This is a genomic window from Erwinia persicina (assembly GCF_014838825.1).
GTDB lineage: Bacteria > Pseudomonadota > Gammaproteobacteria > Enterobacterales > Enterobacteriaceae > Erwinia > Erwinia persicina_A.
Genome location: NZ_JACYMO010000001.1, coordinates 499,431 through 516,539, shown reverse-complemented (window position 1 = coordinate 516,539; position 17,109 = coordinate 499,431). Strand labels below are relative to the sequence as shown.

The window sequence follows — 17,109 nt, the reverse complement described above, 5'->3', positions numbered from 1 at the left end:
ATGCGTTAAAAGGCCCGTTTGAAGGGTTTAATGTCGACGTGTTTATAAACGCCTGCGGCGATATAAGGGTCATCCTGCGCCCAGGACTGTGCTGATTCCAGTGACGGGAACTCGGCAATGATTGTTGACCCGCTAAAGCCCGCCACACCGGGTTCATTGCTGTCCACCGCAGGCATCGGGCCGGCGATAATCAGACGACCTTCATCACGCAGTAACTGCAGGCGCGCAAGGTGAGCAGGGCGCACGGCGGTGCGTTTTTCCAGTGAGTCACTATTATCTTCAGCGTAAATTACGTAGAGCACCTTCTGAACTCCTGTCGGGGATGAGATTCGGCATCACGTTAAGTGATCGTTAACATTTGTGCAAACGAAAGATAATTTGTGCTTGATAAAGGTCAGGCTGTCGCGCTTTATAGCGCAAATTAGCGATTCCTTGTGAGAGCTTATTGAAATTGATTGCTATTTGCATTTAAAATCACTCCCTCACATTTTGACCAGAAAGATTATGACGACGCTAATAACCGATCTACCTCGCCGCTCACCTCTGCCCCTGCTGATTTCGGTCTTACTGCATGGATCGGTGATCGGGGCGCTGCTGTATGCCTCCTTTCATCAGGCGGTCGAAATGCCTAAAGCGTCTGAACCTATCAGCGTGTCGCTGGTGGCACCCGAAGTGCAGCCTGAACCTCAGCCTGCACCGCCGGTGGTTGAGCCCGAACCAGAACCGGAACCTGAGCCGGAACCTGTGCCGGAGCCCCCGAAGCCGGAACCCGTCCCCATCCCTAAACCGGAGCCTAAGCCAAAACCTAAACCCCGGCCTAAGCCGGTGAAGAAAGAGGTGGTCAAACCGAAGCAGGAAGTGAAGCCACGTCCCGCAGCTCCGGCAGAGACCCGGCCGACAGAGCAGACCCGGCCCTCTACGGCACCGAAAACCTCGCAGACCCCGTCAACGGCCGTATCAACTGGCCCGCGCGCGCTGACGATCGGCAAGCCTGGTTATCCGGCGCGTGCCTTTGCACTGCGTGTGGAGGGGCGTGTACGCGTCCAGTTTGATGTTAACAGTGCCGGCCAGGTCGAGAACCTGCGTATTCTGTCGGCAGAGCCGCGCAATATGTTTGAGCGTGAAGTGAAGCAGGCCGCTCGCAAGTGGCGTTATGAAGCCGGGAAACCGGGCAAGGATGTGACGATGAATATCGTCTTTAAGATTAACGGGGGCAGCAGCATCGAATAACACCGCCCTTGCGGATATTCCGGGCCTTACTGGCGTAAGCGCCCGGGACGGATGCGGGCACTGACTCTGAGTCAGGCCGACAAAAAAAAGGCGTCAGTCTGTTTCTAAGGTGAAATGACTTTTATCATCCGGCAGCGGACGCGGTTTCCCCTCCGGATCGACAGCCACGTAGATAAACACCGCTTCGGTCGTGCAGTAGCGTTGCCCGATAGGTTCAGACGACACTTTTTTAATCCACACTTCGATATTAATGGTAATTGAACTGGTACCCGTGCGGATACAGCGGGCATGACATGTGACAACATCCCCCACGGCAACCGGCTTCAGGAACGTCATGCCGTCGGCGCGCACTGTCACTACACGACCTTCAGCAATCTCTTTAGCCAGTATCGCCCCGCCCATATCCATCTGCGACATCAGCCAGCCACCGAAAATATCGCCATTGGCGTTGGTGTCGGCGGGCATGGCCAGGGTGCGCAGCACCATTTCACCCTGCGGTGTTCTTTGTTCTTCACTCATGGTGGTATTCCCCGACATTGCTGACCGCGTCAATCCGCTTGCACCCGGCAGGCTTCTGCCGGGTAGCGCGGGTTATTTTTCTTCTTGTGGCATCAGGCGATAAATATACACGCCGCTTAACAGCGTAAAGACCAGGGTTAAGGCGCTTAAGCCAAACACCTTAAAGTTCATCCAGATATCCTGAGAAAGCCAGAAGGCCACGTAGATGTTAGCCAGCCCGCAGGCAAGGAAGAACAGCGCCCAGGCAATATTGAGACGACGCCAGGCAAACTCAGGCAGTTGGATCTCTTTACCCAGCATTTTTTGAATCAGCGGCTGCTGCATAAAGAACTGGCTGAACAGCAGAGCAAGGGTGAACAGGCCGTAAATAATGCTCACCTTCCATTTGATAAAGTCCGGGTTGTGCAGCGCAATGGTCAGGGTACCGAACACCGCAACCAGCGCGAAGGTGATCAGCGACATCTTCTCCAGCTTGCGATACAGGAACCAGCCGACGACCAGCGCCAGAGCGGAGGCGACAATCAGTGCCCCGGAGGCGACAAAAATGTCATACAGCTTATAAAAAATAAAAAACACCACGAGGGGGATAAAATCGAGTAACTGCTTCATAGCGCTTCCAGATGAAAAATAAACCGAAATATCATTAACCAGCAGAATGCCCCTGTCGAGGCATTCCTGATTAATTAACGTAACAGCATATACAGACGGGACAAATAGATAATCAGTATGGCTGAAACCAGATTGCTCAGACCATTAATCACCACTGACGCCACATCAGGCGGCAGGCGCAGCATGGATGAGGCCAGCAGCAGCAGGATCAGTTTGGCGACTATCCATAAGATAACAGCCGGGGCAATCAGGCGCATCTGACCCCATCCCAGGCGCACGCTTGACCGCATGGCGGCAAAGACACCCACCTTTTCTGTGGTCATGATCATCGGCGACAGTGCCAGCGTCACCGCCAGCAGTACGCCCGGCACAACCAGCACCATAAAGCCCAGTTGGATCACCAGCGTCATCAGGAACGTCAGCAGTAGCAGGCGCGGCAGGTAGGGTGCAGAAGCACCGATGGCGCGCAGGGCGCTGACACGCTGGCCGGAAGAGACCATCGGGATCAGGCATAGCATACCCCCCAGCAACAGGACATTACCGACCAGTGAAGCGAATGTGCCTGCCGCAGAGGCCCGCAGCAGCACGGCCTGTTGCTCCGGTGACATGTTCTGCACCATCTCCATCAGGCTGCTGGCGGAACCCGCCGCACCATCGCCGAGGATCTGCATCTGGTCGGCATCGGGCGAGAAGGCCTTACCGATCAGCATAGTGATAAATGAGGTCAGTAAAGCCATCAGCACAATCGTAACCAGCTGATGGCGGAAGAAATTCCCCGTGTCACGGTATAGCGAACCCGCCGTGATAGACATGTACTCTCCTTGAAAGATCGGTGTTGGCGATCCGGCGATTGTACATGCTCAGATGGGGTGCTGGCACCCAGATTGACATAACTTTCGATTTAAGAAGGGATTAGGCTCTTTTTTGGCCTTCAGTGTTTCACCTCACTTTTTGCCACGCCACGCCGGGGGCCGTCAAATCGATTTACCTCTGCCGATCAATAAGAATCCAGCTACGCCTGGCTGGATAAAATTGATCTAAATCAACCCACTGTTTTATATCAACTTTATTGGGATTGATTTGAATGATTTTTAGCGTAAATCAGCGTAAATATGTCTCGTGATTATGCACCAAGGCCTCGAAGCAGGTCACATGCTGACGATAATTTGAAGAAAAGGAGTGGTCTATGAAACTGAAAGCACTGGCACTGGCCGTTGTCACCCTACTACCGGTTGTCGCCTCCGCGCATGAAGCGGGCGATTTCTTTATGCGTGCCGGGTCGGCTACCGTCCGCCCGACCGGAGGATCGGATAACGTCATGGGGCTGGGGGAGTTTAATGTTGATAACAATACCCAGCTTGGCCTCACGTTTACCTATATGGCAACCGACAATATTGGTGTGGAACTGCTGGGCGCAACGCCGTTCAGGCACCATGTTGGTCTGCGGGCTACCGGCACGCTGGCTACCGTGCACCAGCTGCCGCCAACCCTGATGGCGCAGTGGTACTTTATGGGGAACACCAGTAAATGGCAGCCCTACGCCGGGATTGGTGTTAACTACACCATGTTCTATAACACCGACTTCAATCAGACCGGGCGTGATGCCGGCCTGAGCAACCTGAGTGTAAAAAATAGCTGGGGCGTGGCGGGGCAGTTGGGTCTGGATTATCAGTTAACGCCGGACTGGATGCTGAACGCCTCTCTGTGGTACATGGATATCAACACAAAAGTGCGCTTCGATTCTGCGGCGGCGGGTCGTCAGAGTATTGAAACCCACATCAACCCGTTCGTCTTCTTCTTTGGTGCAGGGTACCGTTTCTAGGCCCCTCCCACAGAAACAAGAAAGGCGCGATATTCGCGCCTTTCTTATTTGGTACGTGATATTACTTAATTTGCATATTGTTCACGACGGATTTCACGCCAGGCACCCCGCGCGTCACCTGTACGGCACGGTTAGCCGCCTGCGGTGAACTGACAAACCCACTCAGCTGTACGCGGCCTTTAAAGGTCTCAACGTTAATTTCCGTCGACTTCAGCGATTTATCACCCAGCAGCTCCGCTTTGACCTTGGTCGTCACCACGGTGTCATCAATATATCCACCGGTGCCTTCTTTGGTTGGCGTTGGCGCACAGGCGCTGACGGACAGTGCAACCACCGCAGCAATAACAACACCTGATAAGACTTTAAACAATTTCATTGCATCTCTCCCTGTCATCATCAAAAGGCCGTAACCAGCATAATTGCGGTTCACAGTAATAGTTGTTCAGAGAAGGAAAGAAAGCAAATGAGAAGTGTGAGAAACGGAAAGAAAATAATGCCTTATCGCGCGATAAGGCATTCATCTGGATTAACGGCGCGTGGCGGCTTTCAGGCGGGCGGCAAAGTCGGTCAGTTCTTTCAGCATCACATCGGGATGTGACACATTGCGCTCAATGATTTTGACAATCGCCGACCCTGAGATCGCACCTGCAGCGCCGGAATCAATCGCTTCCCTGACCTGTGAGGCTTCAGAGATACCAAAGCCCTGCAGCGCAGGCGCAGCGTGATACTCGCGCAGTTTATCCACCAGATGCTTCAGCGGCAGATTCGCGCGGGTTTCTGAACCCGTGACCCCGGCGCGTGACAGCAGGTAGGTGTACCCCCGGCCGTGCGAGGCGATTTCGCGCAGCAGATCGTCACTGGCATTTGGCGGGCAGATAAAGATCGGCGCGACGTTATGACGCATGGCCGACTGGCGGAAGGGGGCGGACTCCTCAACGGGAACATCGGCAATCAGTACCGAATCTACGCCCGCCTGCTGACAGCGGGCATAAAATTCATCGATGCCATTAGAAAACACCAGGTTGGCGTACATCAGCAGACCAATCGGCAGATCAGGGTACTTCTGACGAACCGTGGCCAGCATCTCAAAGCACTGTGACGGCGTCACGCCTGCCGCAAAGGCACGCAGGTTAGCATTCTGAATCGTCGGGCCATCCGCCAGCGGATCGGAAAACGGTATGCCTACTTCCAGCGCATCCGCGCCGCCGGCGACCAGCGCATCGATAATCTTTAATGAAAGCTCCGGCCCCGGATCGCCCAGGGTGACGAAAGGCACAAACGCGCCTTCCTGACGTTCTGCAAGACGTTTAAAACAGCGGTCATAACGTTCCATCAGATCTCTCCCTTCGCAGTCAAAATGTCATGCACAGTGAAAATGTCTTTATCGCCACGGCCGGAGAGGTTAACGACCAGAAGTTGCTCTTTCTCCGGGTTTTCGCGCATCATTTTCAGCGCATGGGCCAGCGCGTGGGACGACTCCAGGGCGGGAATAATCCCTTCGCTGCGGCACAGGATCTTAAACGCGTCCATCGCTTCATCGTCGGTAATGGAGACGTAATCGGCGCGTCCGATGCTGTTAAGATGGGCGTGCTGCGGCCCCACGGACGGGAAGTCCAGCCCGGCAGAAATCGAATAGGACTCTTCAATCTGGCCGTCGGCGGTTTGCATCATCGGGGACTTCATACCGAAATAGATGCCCACGCGTCCGTGTTTTAGCGGTGCACCGTGCTCCCCGCTGTCAATTCCGTGCCCGGCCGGTTCAACGCCGATCAGACCAACGCTGCTTTCATCAATAAAGTCGGCAAACATACCAATGGCGTTGGAGCCCCCGCCTACGCAGGCAATCAGCGCATCTGGCAGGCGACCTTCTTTTTCCAGAATCTGTGCTTTTGTCTCTTCGCCGATCATTCGCTGGAACTCACGCACAATAGTCGGGAACGGGTGCGGGCCGGCAGCGGTGCCCAGCATATAGTGGGCAGTGTCATAGCTGCCAGACCAGTCGCGCAGGGCCTCATTGCAGGCATCTTTGAGCGTGGCAGATCCGCTGTGTACCGGGATGACCTCTGCGCCCATCAGTTTCATACGGAATACGTTGGGCGACTGGCGCTCAATATCCTTGGCCCCCATATAAATGCGACACTTCAGGCCCAGCAGGGCGCTGGCGAGGGCGGAAGCCACGCCGTGCTGACCGGCACCCGTCTCGGCAATAATTTCATTTTTACCCATGCGTTTTGCCAGCAAAGCCTGGCCCAGCACCTGGTTGGTTTTGTGTGCACCGCCGTGAAGCAGATCTTCACGCTTAAGATACAGACGGGTTTTTGTGCCTGCCGTCAGATTTTTACACAGCGTCAGGGCCGTCGGACGACCCGCATAGTTTTTCAGCAGGTCGGTAAATTCCGCCTGGAATGCCGGGTCACTCTGTGCGCTGATAAAAGCCTCTTCGAGTTGAAGAAGCGCGGGCATCAGGATTTGCGGCACATACATGCCGCCAAACTCACCAAAATACGGATTTAATCGGGTCATGTTATTTCTCTTTATCAGTAGGCTTTCAGCGTCTGAAACACTGAAGCAATTTTACCGGCATCCTTCACTCCGGGGGCGCTTTCCACGCCGGAGTTGAAGTCAAGACCTGCGCAGCCGAGCTGTGCGGCCTGTACGCAGTTATCCGCGCTGAGTCCCCCTGCCAGCAGCACGTTATCCAGCGTTTCACCCTGCAGGAGAGACCAGTCAAAGGCCTGACCGCTGCCGCCCTGACCGTGATCGAACACGTAGCGATCAACGCCTTCCCAGTCGCGGGCGGGCAGGCTGCCGTCGATGCTGAACGCTTTCCAGATCTGCACGGTTTCCGGCAGCTGGCGTCGCAACGCGGCGACGAAATCGCGGTCTTCATCACCGTGCAGCTGTACGGCGGAGAGAGAGAGCTGTCGGGTTAAAGTGACAATGTCACTCATTTTATTATTGCGGAAGACACCGACATATTTCAGGGCGGCCGCCGGGATAATCTGCTGCGCCTGCTCGATACTGATCTGGCGCGGAGAGCCTTCTGCGAAGATCAGACCGCCATACAGCGCCCCGGCCTCGTGCGCGCTTCGCGCGTCTTCGGCACGGGTCAGACCGCAGACCTTATTATCACCCGTAATGACCCGACGCACTGCGGCAGCGAGGTCATCTTCGGACATCAGGGCTGAACCAATCAGGAAGCCATTGGCGAAGTGGCTCAGTTCCCGAACCTGGGCGTAGCTGTTAATCCCGGATTCACTGATCACTGTCACACCGTGGGCGACTTTCGGGGCCAGGCGACGGGTGCGGTCGAGGTCGATAGAGAGATCGCGCAGATCGCGGTTGTTAATCCCAACTACTTTGGCCCCCAGCGCGGTGGCGCGCTCCAGCTCTTCATCGCTGATCACCTCAGTCAGCACGCCCATATTCAGGCTGTGGGCAACGGCGGCCAGCTGGCGGTACTGTTCATCGTTCAGCACCGACAGCATCAGCAGAATAGCGTCGGCCTGATAGTAGCGTGCCAGATAGATCTGATAGGGATCGATAATAAAATCTTTGCACAGTACCGGCTGAGTGACGATATCGCTGACAACAGGCAGAAAATCGAAGCTTCCCTGGAAATATTTCTCATCCGTCAGTACGGAAATGGCGGAAGCATAATGTTTATATACCCCGGCTATCACCGCCGGGTCGAAGTCCTCGCGGATCAGGCCCTTAGACGGGGAGGCTTTCTTACACTCCAGAATAAAGACGGTACGTGCGCCGCGCAGCGCATCATAGAAGCTACGCGTTGAGGGGGTAACGTCATTCTGGAAGGTGGCCAGCGGCTGCTGCTGCTGGCGGTCTGTCAGCCACAGCGCTTTATCCTGGACGATTTTAGTGAGTACGGTTTCCTGCATGATTATCCTCTTGCTGCCAGTGCGGCCACATGCTCATAGGCTTTGCCGCTGCGAATGGTTTTCAGCGCCTGCCGGGCATTGTGCCGTAAGTCTTCGTGACCAAAAATTTTCAGCAACAGGGCGACGTTTGCCGCCACGGCTTCTTCGTGTGCCAGCTCGCCATTACCCTGGAGTAAACGGGTCAGAATGTCACGATTTTCTTCCGGCGAACCCCCGGCCAGCGCTTCCTGGGGATGGTAGCTCAGGCCAAAATCTTCGGCGGTGAGCTGGTAGCTGGTGATCTCACCGTCACGCAGTTCTGCCACGTGTGTGGCACTGTGCAACGCCACTTCATCCATGCCGCCGCCGTGAACCACGGCCGCGCGCTGATAGCCCAGTACTTTCAGCGTCTGGGCGATCGGTAGCACCAGCTCCGGACTGTATACGCCAATCACCGCCAGCGGCGGGCGCGCGGGATTAATTAGTGGCCCGAGCACGTTAAATAGGGTTCGGGTCTTCAGCGCCTTGCGTACCGGCATCGCATGGCGAAAGCCGCTGTGGTACTGCGGGGCGAACAGGAAGCAGACGTTAAGCTCATCCAGCGCCTGGCGGGCCTGTTCCGCCGGTAAATCCAGGCTGATGCCGAAGGCAGCCAGCAGATCGGACGACCCCGACTTGCTGGATACGCTGCGGTTGCCATGCTTTGCCACCTTCAGGCCACAGGCCGCGGCCACAAAGGCACTGGCAGTGGAGATATTAATGCTGTTACTGCCATCCCCGCCGGTACCAACGATGTCAGCGAACGGATAATCAGGACGCGGGAAGGGTTTGGCATCTTCCAGCAGGGCGGTCGCCGCCCCGGCAATCTCCTGGGGCTGCTCACCGCGCACTTTCATGGCAATCAGGGCCGCCGCCAGCTGGGTTGGCTCCAGCTGACCGGTAATAATGGCGGAAAATAGCTGGTGGCTCTCTGCCTGCGTCAGGATCTCGGCCTGGTATAATTTTTCCAGAATAGTGTTCATCGCTATCTCCATGATTACGCCAGCGCCCAGGCAAGGGTTTGTTCCAGCAGGCGTGCGCCCTGACTGGTCAGAATGGATTCCGGGTGGAACTGGAAGCCGCAGACGCGGCGTGCGTCGTCACGGACCGCCATGACCATTCCGTTATACGTCGCGTTCACCGTCAGACCGGCAGGGATGTTGCTGCCGACCAGGGAGTGGTAACGCGCCACCGGCAGTGGGTTACTTAACCCGGCAAACATGCCCTGGTCATCATGCACGATAGCCGACGCTTTACCGTGGAGGATCTCGCCCGCCTGGCCGACATGCCCGCCATAGGCTTCGACAATCGCCTGATGACCCAGGCAGATACCGATAATTGGTAGCTGGCCGCGTAACGTTTGCAGCAGCTCAGGCATACACCCTGCTTCGGAGGGCGCACCCGGGCCAGGGGAGAGCATCAACACCGGGTTCTCCATCTGCTGCAGGCGCGCCGTCAGCTGCTCCACCGGAACGTTATTACGGTAAATCACCACGTTGTGGCCAAAGGTACGTAACTGGTCGACGAGGTTATAGGTAAATGAGTCGAAGTTATCGAGCAGCAGAATATCGGCCATCAGAACATCTCCTTGCTGTGGTGCGCAGTGGCAATCGCGCGCAGAACCGCACGGGCCTTATTGCGGCTTTCATCCGCCTCCGCCTGCGGATTAGAATCCAGAACCACACCGGCTCCGGCCTGAACCGTCGCCACGCCATCTTCAACGTATGCGGAACGGATAACAATGCAGGTATCAAGGTCGCCGCTGGCGGTGAAGTAACCGACGGCACCGCCGTAGCTGCCGCGACGGGTCCCTTCAGCTTTTGCAATCAGCTGCATGGCGCGCACCTTCGGGGCGCCGCTCAGGGTGCCCATATTCATACAGGCACGGTAGGCGTGCAGGACGTCAATATCGGCACGCAGCTGACCGACTACGCGGGAAACCAGATGCATAACAAAGGTGTAACGATCGACTTTGGTCAGGTCGGCGACATAGCGCGTGCCGGGCTGGCAGATGCGCGCCAGGTCGTTGCGGGCGAGGTCGACCAGCATCAGGTGCTCGGCCATCTCTTTATGGTCGGTACGCATCTCCAGCTCAATACGGCTGTCCAGGTCGCGATCCAGCGTGCCGTCCGCATGACGACCGCGCGGACGTGTCCCGGCAATAGGATAGATTTCAATCTGATTGCTGATGGCGTCATATTTCAAGGAACTTTCAGGCGAGGCACCAAACAGGCTGAAATCGCGATCCTGCATAAAGAACATATAAGGGCTGGGATTGCTGTTTTTCAGCGTGTCATAAGCCGCCAGCGGCGACGGGCAGGGCAGGGAAAAACGACGCGACGGTACTACCTGGAAGATCTCACCAATGCGAATCGCCTCCTGCATCTGGCGCACCACCTGGCAGTAATCCTCATCACTCTGGCTGACGCTCAGACTCATTTTCTCAACGGTCTGCACCGGCAGCGCGGTGGCTGGCTGCAACATCTGACCGCGCAGCTGTTCGATACGACTTTGCAGGCGTAAAAATTCAGAGGAGGCAGACGTGAACAGGCTGGCCTGCAGTCGGGCGCTCTGCGTCTGGTGGTCGATGACCAGCAGCGTCTCGGCCAGATAGAAACAGTAATCCGGGCAGCGCTGCTCGTTTTTCAGTGCGGGCAGGACCTCAAACCCGGCCACCAGATCATAGGCAAACAGGCCGCCGAGCAGAACGGCTTCACGCTCTTCGCCGGGGGCACTGACCAGTTGGGGAATAAGGCGCAGTGCATCAAATACCGACAGCGCGCGCAGGTTAGCATCTTCATCAAGGAATTCATGATTAACCGGGAATACCAGCTCACGGCCATCTGGTCGCACGATATTGTTCACCACAGAGGGCAGCGCGGCATCCAGCAGCGGCAGCAGGGCGCGACCATTTTCTGACAGTGCCTGCACCTGAACGCGGTTATCCAGTGCGCTGATGCGCAGAGCGCTGTCGACAATCAGCAGGCTCTTCAGGTTACGCTTACTGTCAACGTCAGCGGACTCCAGTAGCAGCGTTTCAGAACGTGCGGCGCAGAGCTGATGAAAAACCGCCGCCGGATCTTCACGATAAGGTGCGTTGCCGGTAATCAACTTCACTCCAGGTCTGGCATTTTGCATGTGATGTTCTCTGTTTTTTGCTCAAAAAAAAGCCCGCGTCATGCGGGCCTGAGTATCTGCACTCTGTCTTAAGTGTGCATGACCATCTCGCCCGTTCAGGGGAAAGGACGCCACCAACCAGTCATCAGAGAGAATGAATATGTCATGATACAGATACCTTGCTTGTGAACTTGCGTACTAGTTAACTGGTTCATGGAGAAAAAGTCAATACTCTTTTTCCCTCAGGATCAAATGACGGTATCATGCAGCGATGTTTTTTTGTTTGCCGGAGTCGTTTTGACCGCAGTTGCCCCCCCAATGAGTGCTTTCCCGATATATGACCTGCACAGCCACACCCGTGCCTCCGACGGCCTGCTGAGCCCGGAGCAACTGGTACTGCGGGCGGTAGAACACCGCGTAGGTGTGCTGGCCATCACCGACCACGACACCACGGAGGGCATCAAGCCTGCCCGGGAGGCGATAGCGCGTCATGCGCTACCGCTGCAGCTGATCAACGGCGTGGAGATCTCCACGCTGTGGGAAAACCATGAGATCCATATCGTCGGGCTGGGGATAGACATCGACCATCCGGCGATGATCGCCTTCCTCGCTGAACAGAGCGCGCGGCGCATGGCGCGGGCAGAACTGATGGCTGCGCGGCTGGAAAAAGCGCATATTCCCGGTGCGCTGGCGGGGGCCCTGGCCCTGGCCGAAGGCGGTGCCGTCACGCGCGGGCATTTTGCCCGTTTTCTGATCAATGCCGGTAAGGCGGATACCATGCAGCAGGTATTCAAAAATTACCTGGCGCGGGGCAAAACCGGTTATGTCCCGCCACAGTGGTGTACAATTAAACAAGCCATTGATGCCATTCATCATTCTGGTGGCCGGGCCGTGGTCGCCCACCCGGGCCGCTACGGCCTGTCGGCCAAATGGCTGAAGCGCCTGCTGGCTCACTTCAGTGAGCAGGGCGGCGAGGCAATGGAAGTGGCGCAGTGCCAGCAGGCACCCAATGAGCGTCAGCAGCTGGCACGCTACGCGCAGGACTATCAGCTGGCGGCCTCGCAGGGGTCTGACTTCCATCAGGCCTGTCCCTGGATTGAACTGGGGAAAAAATTATGGCTGCCGGGCGGCGTAGAAGCGGTGTGGCACCGGTTTCCTGAAATTGCTAAATAAGTCTGTAGCGATGACGCGCAGAGTAAGAGGTGTGTAATGAGTCAATTTTTCTATATTCACCCGGACAATCCTCAGCCACGTCTGATCAAACAGGCGGTGGAAATGCTCAATAAGGGCAGTGTGATTGTTTATCCGACCGATTCGGGCTATGCCCTGGGCTGTAAGCTGGAAGATAAAAATGCGATGGAGCGTATCTGCCGCATCCGCCAGCTGGACGGCAACCATAACTTTACGCTGATGTGCCGGGATCTGTCCGAGCTGTCAACCTATGCCCATGTCGACAACACAGCGTTTCGTCTGATTAAGAACAACACGCCAGGCAACTACACGTTTATCCTGAAGGCGACCAAAGAAGTGCCGCGCCGTCTGATGAGTGAGAAGCGTAAAACCATTGGGCTGCGCGTGCCGTCAAACCCGATAGCACTGGCCTTGTTGGAGGCGCTCAATGAGCCGATGATGTCGACCTCGCTGATGCTGCCGGGCAATGACTTTACCGAGTCCGATCCTGAAGCCATTCAGGATGAAATTGGCAAACTGGTCGATTTGATTATTCACGGCGGTTATCTCGGACAGCAGCCAACCACCGTCATTGATTTAACGGAAAATACCCCGGAAGTGATCCGCGAAGGGGTAGGCGATATTCAACCCTTCCTGTAAGTCATAATTAACAGGCCGCTGAGAATGGGCCTGTTAATTATTCTCATTCATTGTTATTACGATGTAGATTTTTCCAGCCACTCTTTAAAATCCTTATACGGGATATACAGAGAAACATCCTTAAGAGGAACTGGCGATTTGCGCGGTCTTTTTATTTCATCGGTAAAGCCAACGATGACGCCGCCAATCGTGTCGTCGCTGTTATATACCGCACCGCCCGACATTCCTTTCACCACGCCTGCATTGGATGCCATCGCGACGCACGGGCGCTTATTCCACTCATTGCGGATCCCCGTCAGGGCGAGATTAACGCCTGCTGATTCCACCGGCATGGCGGAAATAAAACTGTAGCCGTACATTTTTATCGGATCGCCGACCGCGCCGCTGCGGAATTTCGGCAGCGTTTTCAGGTCATTTTTGTGGTAGATGATGGCGAGGTCGCAATAGGGGTGATAAGCCTTTACTTTCTGAACAGAAAGTCTGGCGACATGCGCTGCGGTGAGGCTGTATTCAGGGGTAACAGGAATGCTTGAGCCCAGTGCGCCGATACCAAGAATGGTCGGAATACCGGTAAAATTCATGTCTACGCGTTTCATAGCTTCGCTGCTGTAGTCATATTTGCCTACAGAACAGCCGGTCAGCATTAGCAAAGCCAATGCTGGCAGGGTATTTTTGATTTTCATTATGATCACACTTTGTCGGACACGTCGGTAAAATCCCTGGTGAGGAGTTATGACGTGTAATGCCGATGCTGAGGATATCTCAGCGTTTTTTTAGACGCTTTCGCGGCTGTTTTTACTGCTTACAACGAAAAGAAAAACAAAAAGTCATGTGTCACGTTTAACGTGTACTTGTAATATATACTTATGTATCTATTTATTCGGCGCTGTTTTGCCTGAATGAATTCTACACAAACTAATAAGCAGAGCAAATTAATATGACGGTGATCACTATAAAAGCTGGGATAATCCAGAATTAACTCAACCTGCAATATTAAAGAACTGATTATTTGATGTTTACACTCCGTTATTCACGCCTGATAGTCTTTAAGTCAGCATAAAATATCGAAAAAATTAAATCATCCGGTGCATGAGACCAGAAAATCGATAAAAACTGGGGTGACGGACTAAAGGTGAGGCGCACAACAGGCATAACAGGCCGGGAGACCATACGGGCTGCCGCTGAGGGTAAAGAGAGGGATACGGAATAATGGCATAGCAAGTGGCTGTTATTGCAGTTAATTCGAAACAGCGTGAATGGAGAATATAAGGCTGAATGATAAGTGATTATCATTTCATCACTTTTCTTTACTGTTAAGCGATTCCAATCTTTACCGCAGGCCACCAGGGCAGCAGATCCCTGCGCTATTTTTTTTACCGGCCATGGCCGCCCGCACTAAGCAGCGGCAACAAACAGGGTTACAGTAAGGTAAAAAGGCTGTATAATGGCACGTGATACACAACTTAAGTTATTGAAAACAAAAGAAATTATGTTTTCACCATGACGCCTGGGAAGGCGACACAGAGGGTGCTCCATGAGCGAGAAGTTACAAAAAGTTTTAGCACGCGCCGGGCACGGTTCCCGTCGTGAAATTGAAACCCTGATCTCTGCCGGACGCGTCAGCGTCGATGGCAAGCTGGCAACACTGGGTGACCGGGTTGAACCCAGCGCATCAATGAAAATTCGTGTAGACGGCCATATCGTCCCCGTCAGTGAGTCCATTACCGAAGTTTGCCGCGTTCTGGCGTACTACAAGCCGGAAGGTGAGCTCTGTACCCGTAACGACCCGGAAGGACGGCCAACGGTGTTTGACCGTCTGCCGAAGCTACGCGGTGCCCGCTGGGTAGCCGTCGGGCGTCTGGACGTCAATACCTGCGGTCTGCTGCTGTTCACTACCGATGGTGAACTGGCTAACCGTCTGATGCACCCAAGCCGCGAAGTCGAGCGTGAATACGCGGTACGCGTCTTTGGTGCCGTGGATGATGAGAAGATCAAACTGTTAAGCCGTGGCGTGCAGTTAGAAGATGGCCCGGCGGCCTTTAAGACCCTGAAGTTTACCGGGGGCGAAGGGATCAACCAGTGGTATAACGTCACGCTGACCGAAGGTCGTAATCGTGAAGTGCGTCGCCTGTGGGAAGCCGTAGGGGTTCAGGTCAGTCGTCTGATTCGCGTCCGCTATGGCGATATCGATCTGCCCAAAGGGCTGCCGCGCGGCGGCTGGACGGAGCTGGATCTGGAGCCGACTAACTACCTGCGTGAGCTGGTCGGTCTGGCACCGGAAACGGTCAGCAAAGTGCCGGTAGAAAAGGATCGTCGTCGTACCAAGGCGAATCAGATCCGCCGTGCGGTGAAGCGCCATACCACCACCACGACCAAAACCAGTAAGCCGGGCAGCAACCGCCGCTCGTCGAAACGCCAGCAGGGCTGACGCCCGCTCGGTGATAAAAAGGGACCCCCGGGTCCCTTTTTTTATGGGGGCAGATTACCAGTCAATCCCCTGTTGCGCCTGGATCCCGGCGTCAAAGGCGTGTTTTACCGGACGCATTTCGCTGACGGTATCTGCCAGCGCCAGAATATCCCGGTGACAGCCGCGTCCGGTAATAATCACACTCTGCCGGGCAGGGCGCTGCCGCAGTGCCTCAAGGACCTCTTCCAGCGGTAAATAGTCAAAACTCACCATATATGTCAGCTCATCCAGCACCACCAGGTCCAGCGTCGGGTCCTGCAGCATCCGCCTGCCGTGCTCCCACACCGCCAGGCAGGCGGCGGTATCGGTTTCGCGATTCTGCGTATCCCAGGTAAAGCCGGTGGACATCACCTGAAACTCCACACCGTGCGGCTCCAGCAAATTACGCTCGCCGTTCGGCCACTCCCCCTTGATAAACTGGATCACGCCCACGCGCTTCTGATGGCCTACGGCGCGGCTGGCGGTGCCAAACGCGGCGGTGGTTTTCCCTTTGCCGTTGCCGGTAAAGACCATCAGGATGCCGCGCACGTCGGTGGCGGCCGCAATGCGCGCATCGACCTGTTCTTTCAGACGTTGCTGGCGCTGTTGATGGCGGTCGGTAGCCATTATTCTGCTGCCCCCGCTTTGCGTCCGGGTTGCGCATCAAAGGTCTGCCCGGTTTTGCGCCTGCTGTCATCGCCCATCAGCCAGAGATAAAGCGGCATAATTTCGGCTGGCGTCTTGAGCTTGCGCGCATCCTCATGCGGAAAAGCGCTGGCGCGCATTTTGGTCCGGGTGCCGCCGGGATTAATGCAGTTCACCCGCAGCTGACGCGCATCATACTCTTCGGCCAGCACCTGCATCATGCCCTCGGTGGCAAACTTCGACACAGAGTAAGCTCCCCAGCCCGCGCGTCCCTGACGACCGACGCTTGACGAGGTGAAGACCAGTGATGCTGCATCGGATTTGAGCAGCAGGGGGAGCAGTGCCTGGGTGAGAAAAAACGTGCCGTCAATATTGACGCGCATCACCTGTTGCCAGGTGGCCGGGTCCTGCTGATCCATGGGGATCACATCACCCAGAAGCCCGGCGTTATGCAGCACACCGTCAAGGCGCGGCACCTGAGTGGCAAGTGTCTCTGCCAGTACACGGCAGCTTTCGGCTGTGGCGGTTTCCAGATCGAGAGTAAACCACAGGGCGGTGGCCTGGCCGTGCGCGTTTATTTCGTTACAGACGCGTTGCAGTTTCTCTGCATTCCGGCCCAGCAGCAGCACCTGCGCGCCGTAGCGGGCGTAAGAGAGGGCGGCTTCACGACCTATACCATCGCTGGCACCGGTCACAAGAATAATTCGGTTATTGAGCAGATCGCTTTTCGGTTGATAGTACACGGGGAGATCCTCTGGCGATGGGGAATATCAGGGGCAGACTGCGATTTTCGCCTGACGTAAGCCCTTGCACGGATTGAATAAAGTGTTTTATGCCTGAAAACGGCGCTGAGTTCAATCGCCCGCCAGGGTTATTGGGAGACTGAAACGGGTTGCAGGCGACTCCTGAGCGTGACTCAGCTACACTAAGCCTGTCTCTAACATAATGTAAATCAAGGCGGATTGAGTGGACCT

Annotated in this window: 17 protein-coding genes, 1 pseudogene and 1 other annotated feature; of the genes and pseudogenes, 5 read left to right on the top strand and 13 right to left on the bottom strand. The window is 55.5% G+C overall.

Annotated features, from left to right (window positions below; translation table 11 throughout):
• Positions 1-5: 5 nt before the first annotated feature.
• Complete coding sequence (locus tag IFU29_RS02380) at positions 6-302, bottom strand: YciI family protein (RefSeq protein WP_062743128.1); 297 nt, start codon at positions 300-302, stop codon at positions 6-8.
• Positions 303-504: 202 nt separating this feature from the next.
• Here IFU29_RS02380 and tonB point away from each other — a divergent pair, with 202 nt between their 5' ends.
• Positions 505-1,230: a TonB system transport protein TonB gene (gene tonB / locus IFU29_RS02375; RefSeq protein ID WP_194710577.1), complete on the top strand. Its 726-nt coding sequence runs from the start codon at positions 505-507 to the stop codon at positions 1,228-1,230.
• Between the two features lie 93 nt (positions 1,231-1,323).
• Here tonB and yciA read toward each other — a convergent pair whose 3' ends face one another.
• The 3 genes from yciA to IFU29_RS02360 form a co-directional block, all read right to left on the bottom strand.
• Entirely contained in the window at positions 1,324-1,749 is a 426-nt protein-coding gene (gene yciA / locus IFU29_RS02370) for an acyl-CoA thioester hydrolase YciA (RefSeq protein ID WP_191932501.1), read from the bottom strand.
• 72 nt (positions 1,750-1,821) lie between these two features.
• A complete protein-coding gene (locus tag IFU29_RS02365; protein ID WP_191932500.1) occupies positions 1,822-2,358 on the bottom strand; it encodes a septation protein A in 537 nt (178 codons plus the stop codon).
• Positions 2,359-2,432: 74 nt separating this feature from the next.
• Positions 2,433-3,170 carry a YciC family protein gene (locus tag IFU29_RS02360; protein WP_191932499.1) on the bottom strand — a complete coding sequence of 246 codons (738 nt, stop codon included), beginning with the start codon at positions 3,168-3,170 and terminating at the stop codon, positions 2,433-2,435.
• Between the two features lie 374 nt (positions 3,171-3,544).
• Here IFU29_RS02360 and ompW point away from each other — a divergent pair, with 374 nt between their 5' ends.
• Positions 3,545-4,180, top strand: a complete 636-nt coding sequence (gene ompW, locus IFU29_RS02355) for an outer membrane protein OmpW (RefSeq protein WP_191932498.1) — start codon at positions 3,545-3,547, stop codon at positions 4,178-4,180.
• Between the two features lie 61 nt (positions 4,181-4,241).
• On the opposite strand, the gene IFU29_RS02350 is transcribed toward ompW, so the two are convergent.
• The 6 genes and pseudogenes from IFU29_RS02350 to IFU29_RS02320 form a co-directional block, all read right to left on the bottom strand.
• The gene (locus IFU29_RS02350; protein WP_191932497.1) at positions 4,242-4,556 is read right to left on the bottom strand and encodes a BON domain-containing protein; all 315 of its coding nucleotides are present in this window, start codon (positions 4,554-4,556) and stop codon (positions 4,242-4,244) included.
• 150 nt (positions 4,557-4,706) lie between these two features.
• Complete coding sequence (gene trpA / locus IFU29_RS02345) at positions 4,707-5,513, bottom strand: tryptophan synthase subunit alpha (RefSeq protein ID WP_191932496.1); 807 nt, start codon at positions 5,511-5,513, stop codon at positions 4,707-4,709.
• Complete coding sequence (trpB, locus tag IFU29_RS02340) at positions 5,513-6,703, bottom strand: tryptophan synthase subunit beta (protein WP_191932495.1); 1,191 nt, start codon at positions 6,701-6,703, stop codon at positions 5,513-5,515. Before trpB ends, trpA begins: the two co-directional genes overlap by 1 nt.
• Before the next feature lie 14 nt (positions 6,704-6,717).
• Positions 6,718-8,079 carry a bifunctional indole-3-glycerol-phosphate synthase TrpC/phosphoribosylanthranilate isomerase TrpF gene (trpCF, locus tag IFU29_RS02335; protein WP_191932494.1) on the bottom strand — a complete coding sequence of 454 codons (1,362 nt, stop codon included), beginning with the start codon at positions 8,077-8,079 and terminating at the stop codon, positions 6,718-6,720.
• Between the two features lie 2 nt (positions 8,080-8,081).
• Positions 8,082-9,673 (bottom strand): annotated as a pseudogene (trpD, locus tag IFU29_RS22445) (bifunctional anthranilate synthase glutamate amidotransferase component TrpG/anthranilate phosphoribosyltransferase TrpD).
• Positions 9,673-11,235, bottom strand: coding sequence for an anthranilate synthase component 1 (locus IFU29_RS02320; protein ID WP_191932491.1), 1,563 nt, complete (start codon positions 11,233-11,235; stop codon positions 9,673-9,675). Before IFU29_RS02320 ends, trpD begins: the two are co-directional and overlap by 1 nt.
• Positions 11,236-11,258: 23 nt before the next feature.
• Positions 11,259-11,357: a sequence feature (Trp leader region), on the bottom strand.
• Between the two features lie 175 nt (positions 11,358-11,532).
• On the opposite strand from IFU29_RS02320, the gene rnm reads away from it, so the two are divergent.
• Both rnm and IFU29_RS02310 read left to right on the top strand, forming a co-directional pair.
• A complete protein-coding gene (gene rnm, locus IFU29_RS02315; protein ID WP_191933097.1) occupies positions 11,533-12,387 on the top strand; it encodes an RNase RNM in 855 nt (284 codons plus the stop codon).
• Between the two features lie 36 nt (positions 12,388-12,423).
• Positions 12,424-13,044: an L-threonylcarbamoyladenylate synthase gene (locus IFU29_RS02310; protein WP_062743141.1), complete on the top strand. Its 621-nt coding sequence runs from the start codon at positions 12,424-12,426 to the stop codon at positions 13,042-13,044.
• Between the two features lie 56 nt (positions 13,045-13,100).
• On the opposite strand, the gene IFU29_RS02305 is transcribed toward IFU29_RS02310, so the two are convergent.
• A complete protein-coding gene (locus IFU29_RS02305; protein ID WP_062743142.1) occupies positions 13,101-13,727 on the bottom strand; it encodes a trypsin-like peptidase domain-containing protein in 627 nt (208 codons plus the stop codon).
• An 851-nt stretch (positions 13,728-14,578) separates the two neighbouring features.
• Here IFU29_RS02305 and rluB point away from each other — a divergent pair.
• Positions 14,579-15,472, top strand: coding sequence for a 23S rRNA pseudouridine(2605) synthase RluB (gene rluB / locus IFU29_RS02300; protein WP_118664066.1), 894 nt, complete (start codon positions 14,579-14,581; stop codon positions 15,470-15,472).
• A 54-nt stretch (positions 15,473-15,526) separates the two neighbouring features.
• Here the strand turns inward: rluB and cobO are convergent, their stop codons facing one another.
• Complete coding sequence (gene cobO / locus IFU29_RS02295) at positions 15,527-16,117, bottom strand: cob(I)yrinic acid a,c-diamide adenosyltransferase (RefSeq protein ID WP_191932490.1); 591 nt, start codon at positions 16,115-16,117, stop codon at positions 15,527-15,529.
• Positions 16,117-16,878, bottom strand: a complete 762-nt coding sequence (locus IFU29_RS02290) for a YciK family oxidoreductase (RefSeq protein WP_191932489.1) — start codon at positions 16,876-16,878, stop codon at positions 16,117-16,119. Before IFU29_RS02290 ends, cobO begins: the two co-directional genes overlap by 1 nt.
• Positions 16,879-17,109: the final 231 nt, after the last annotated feature.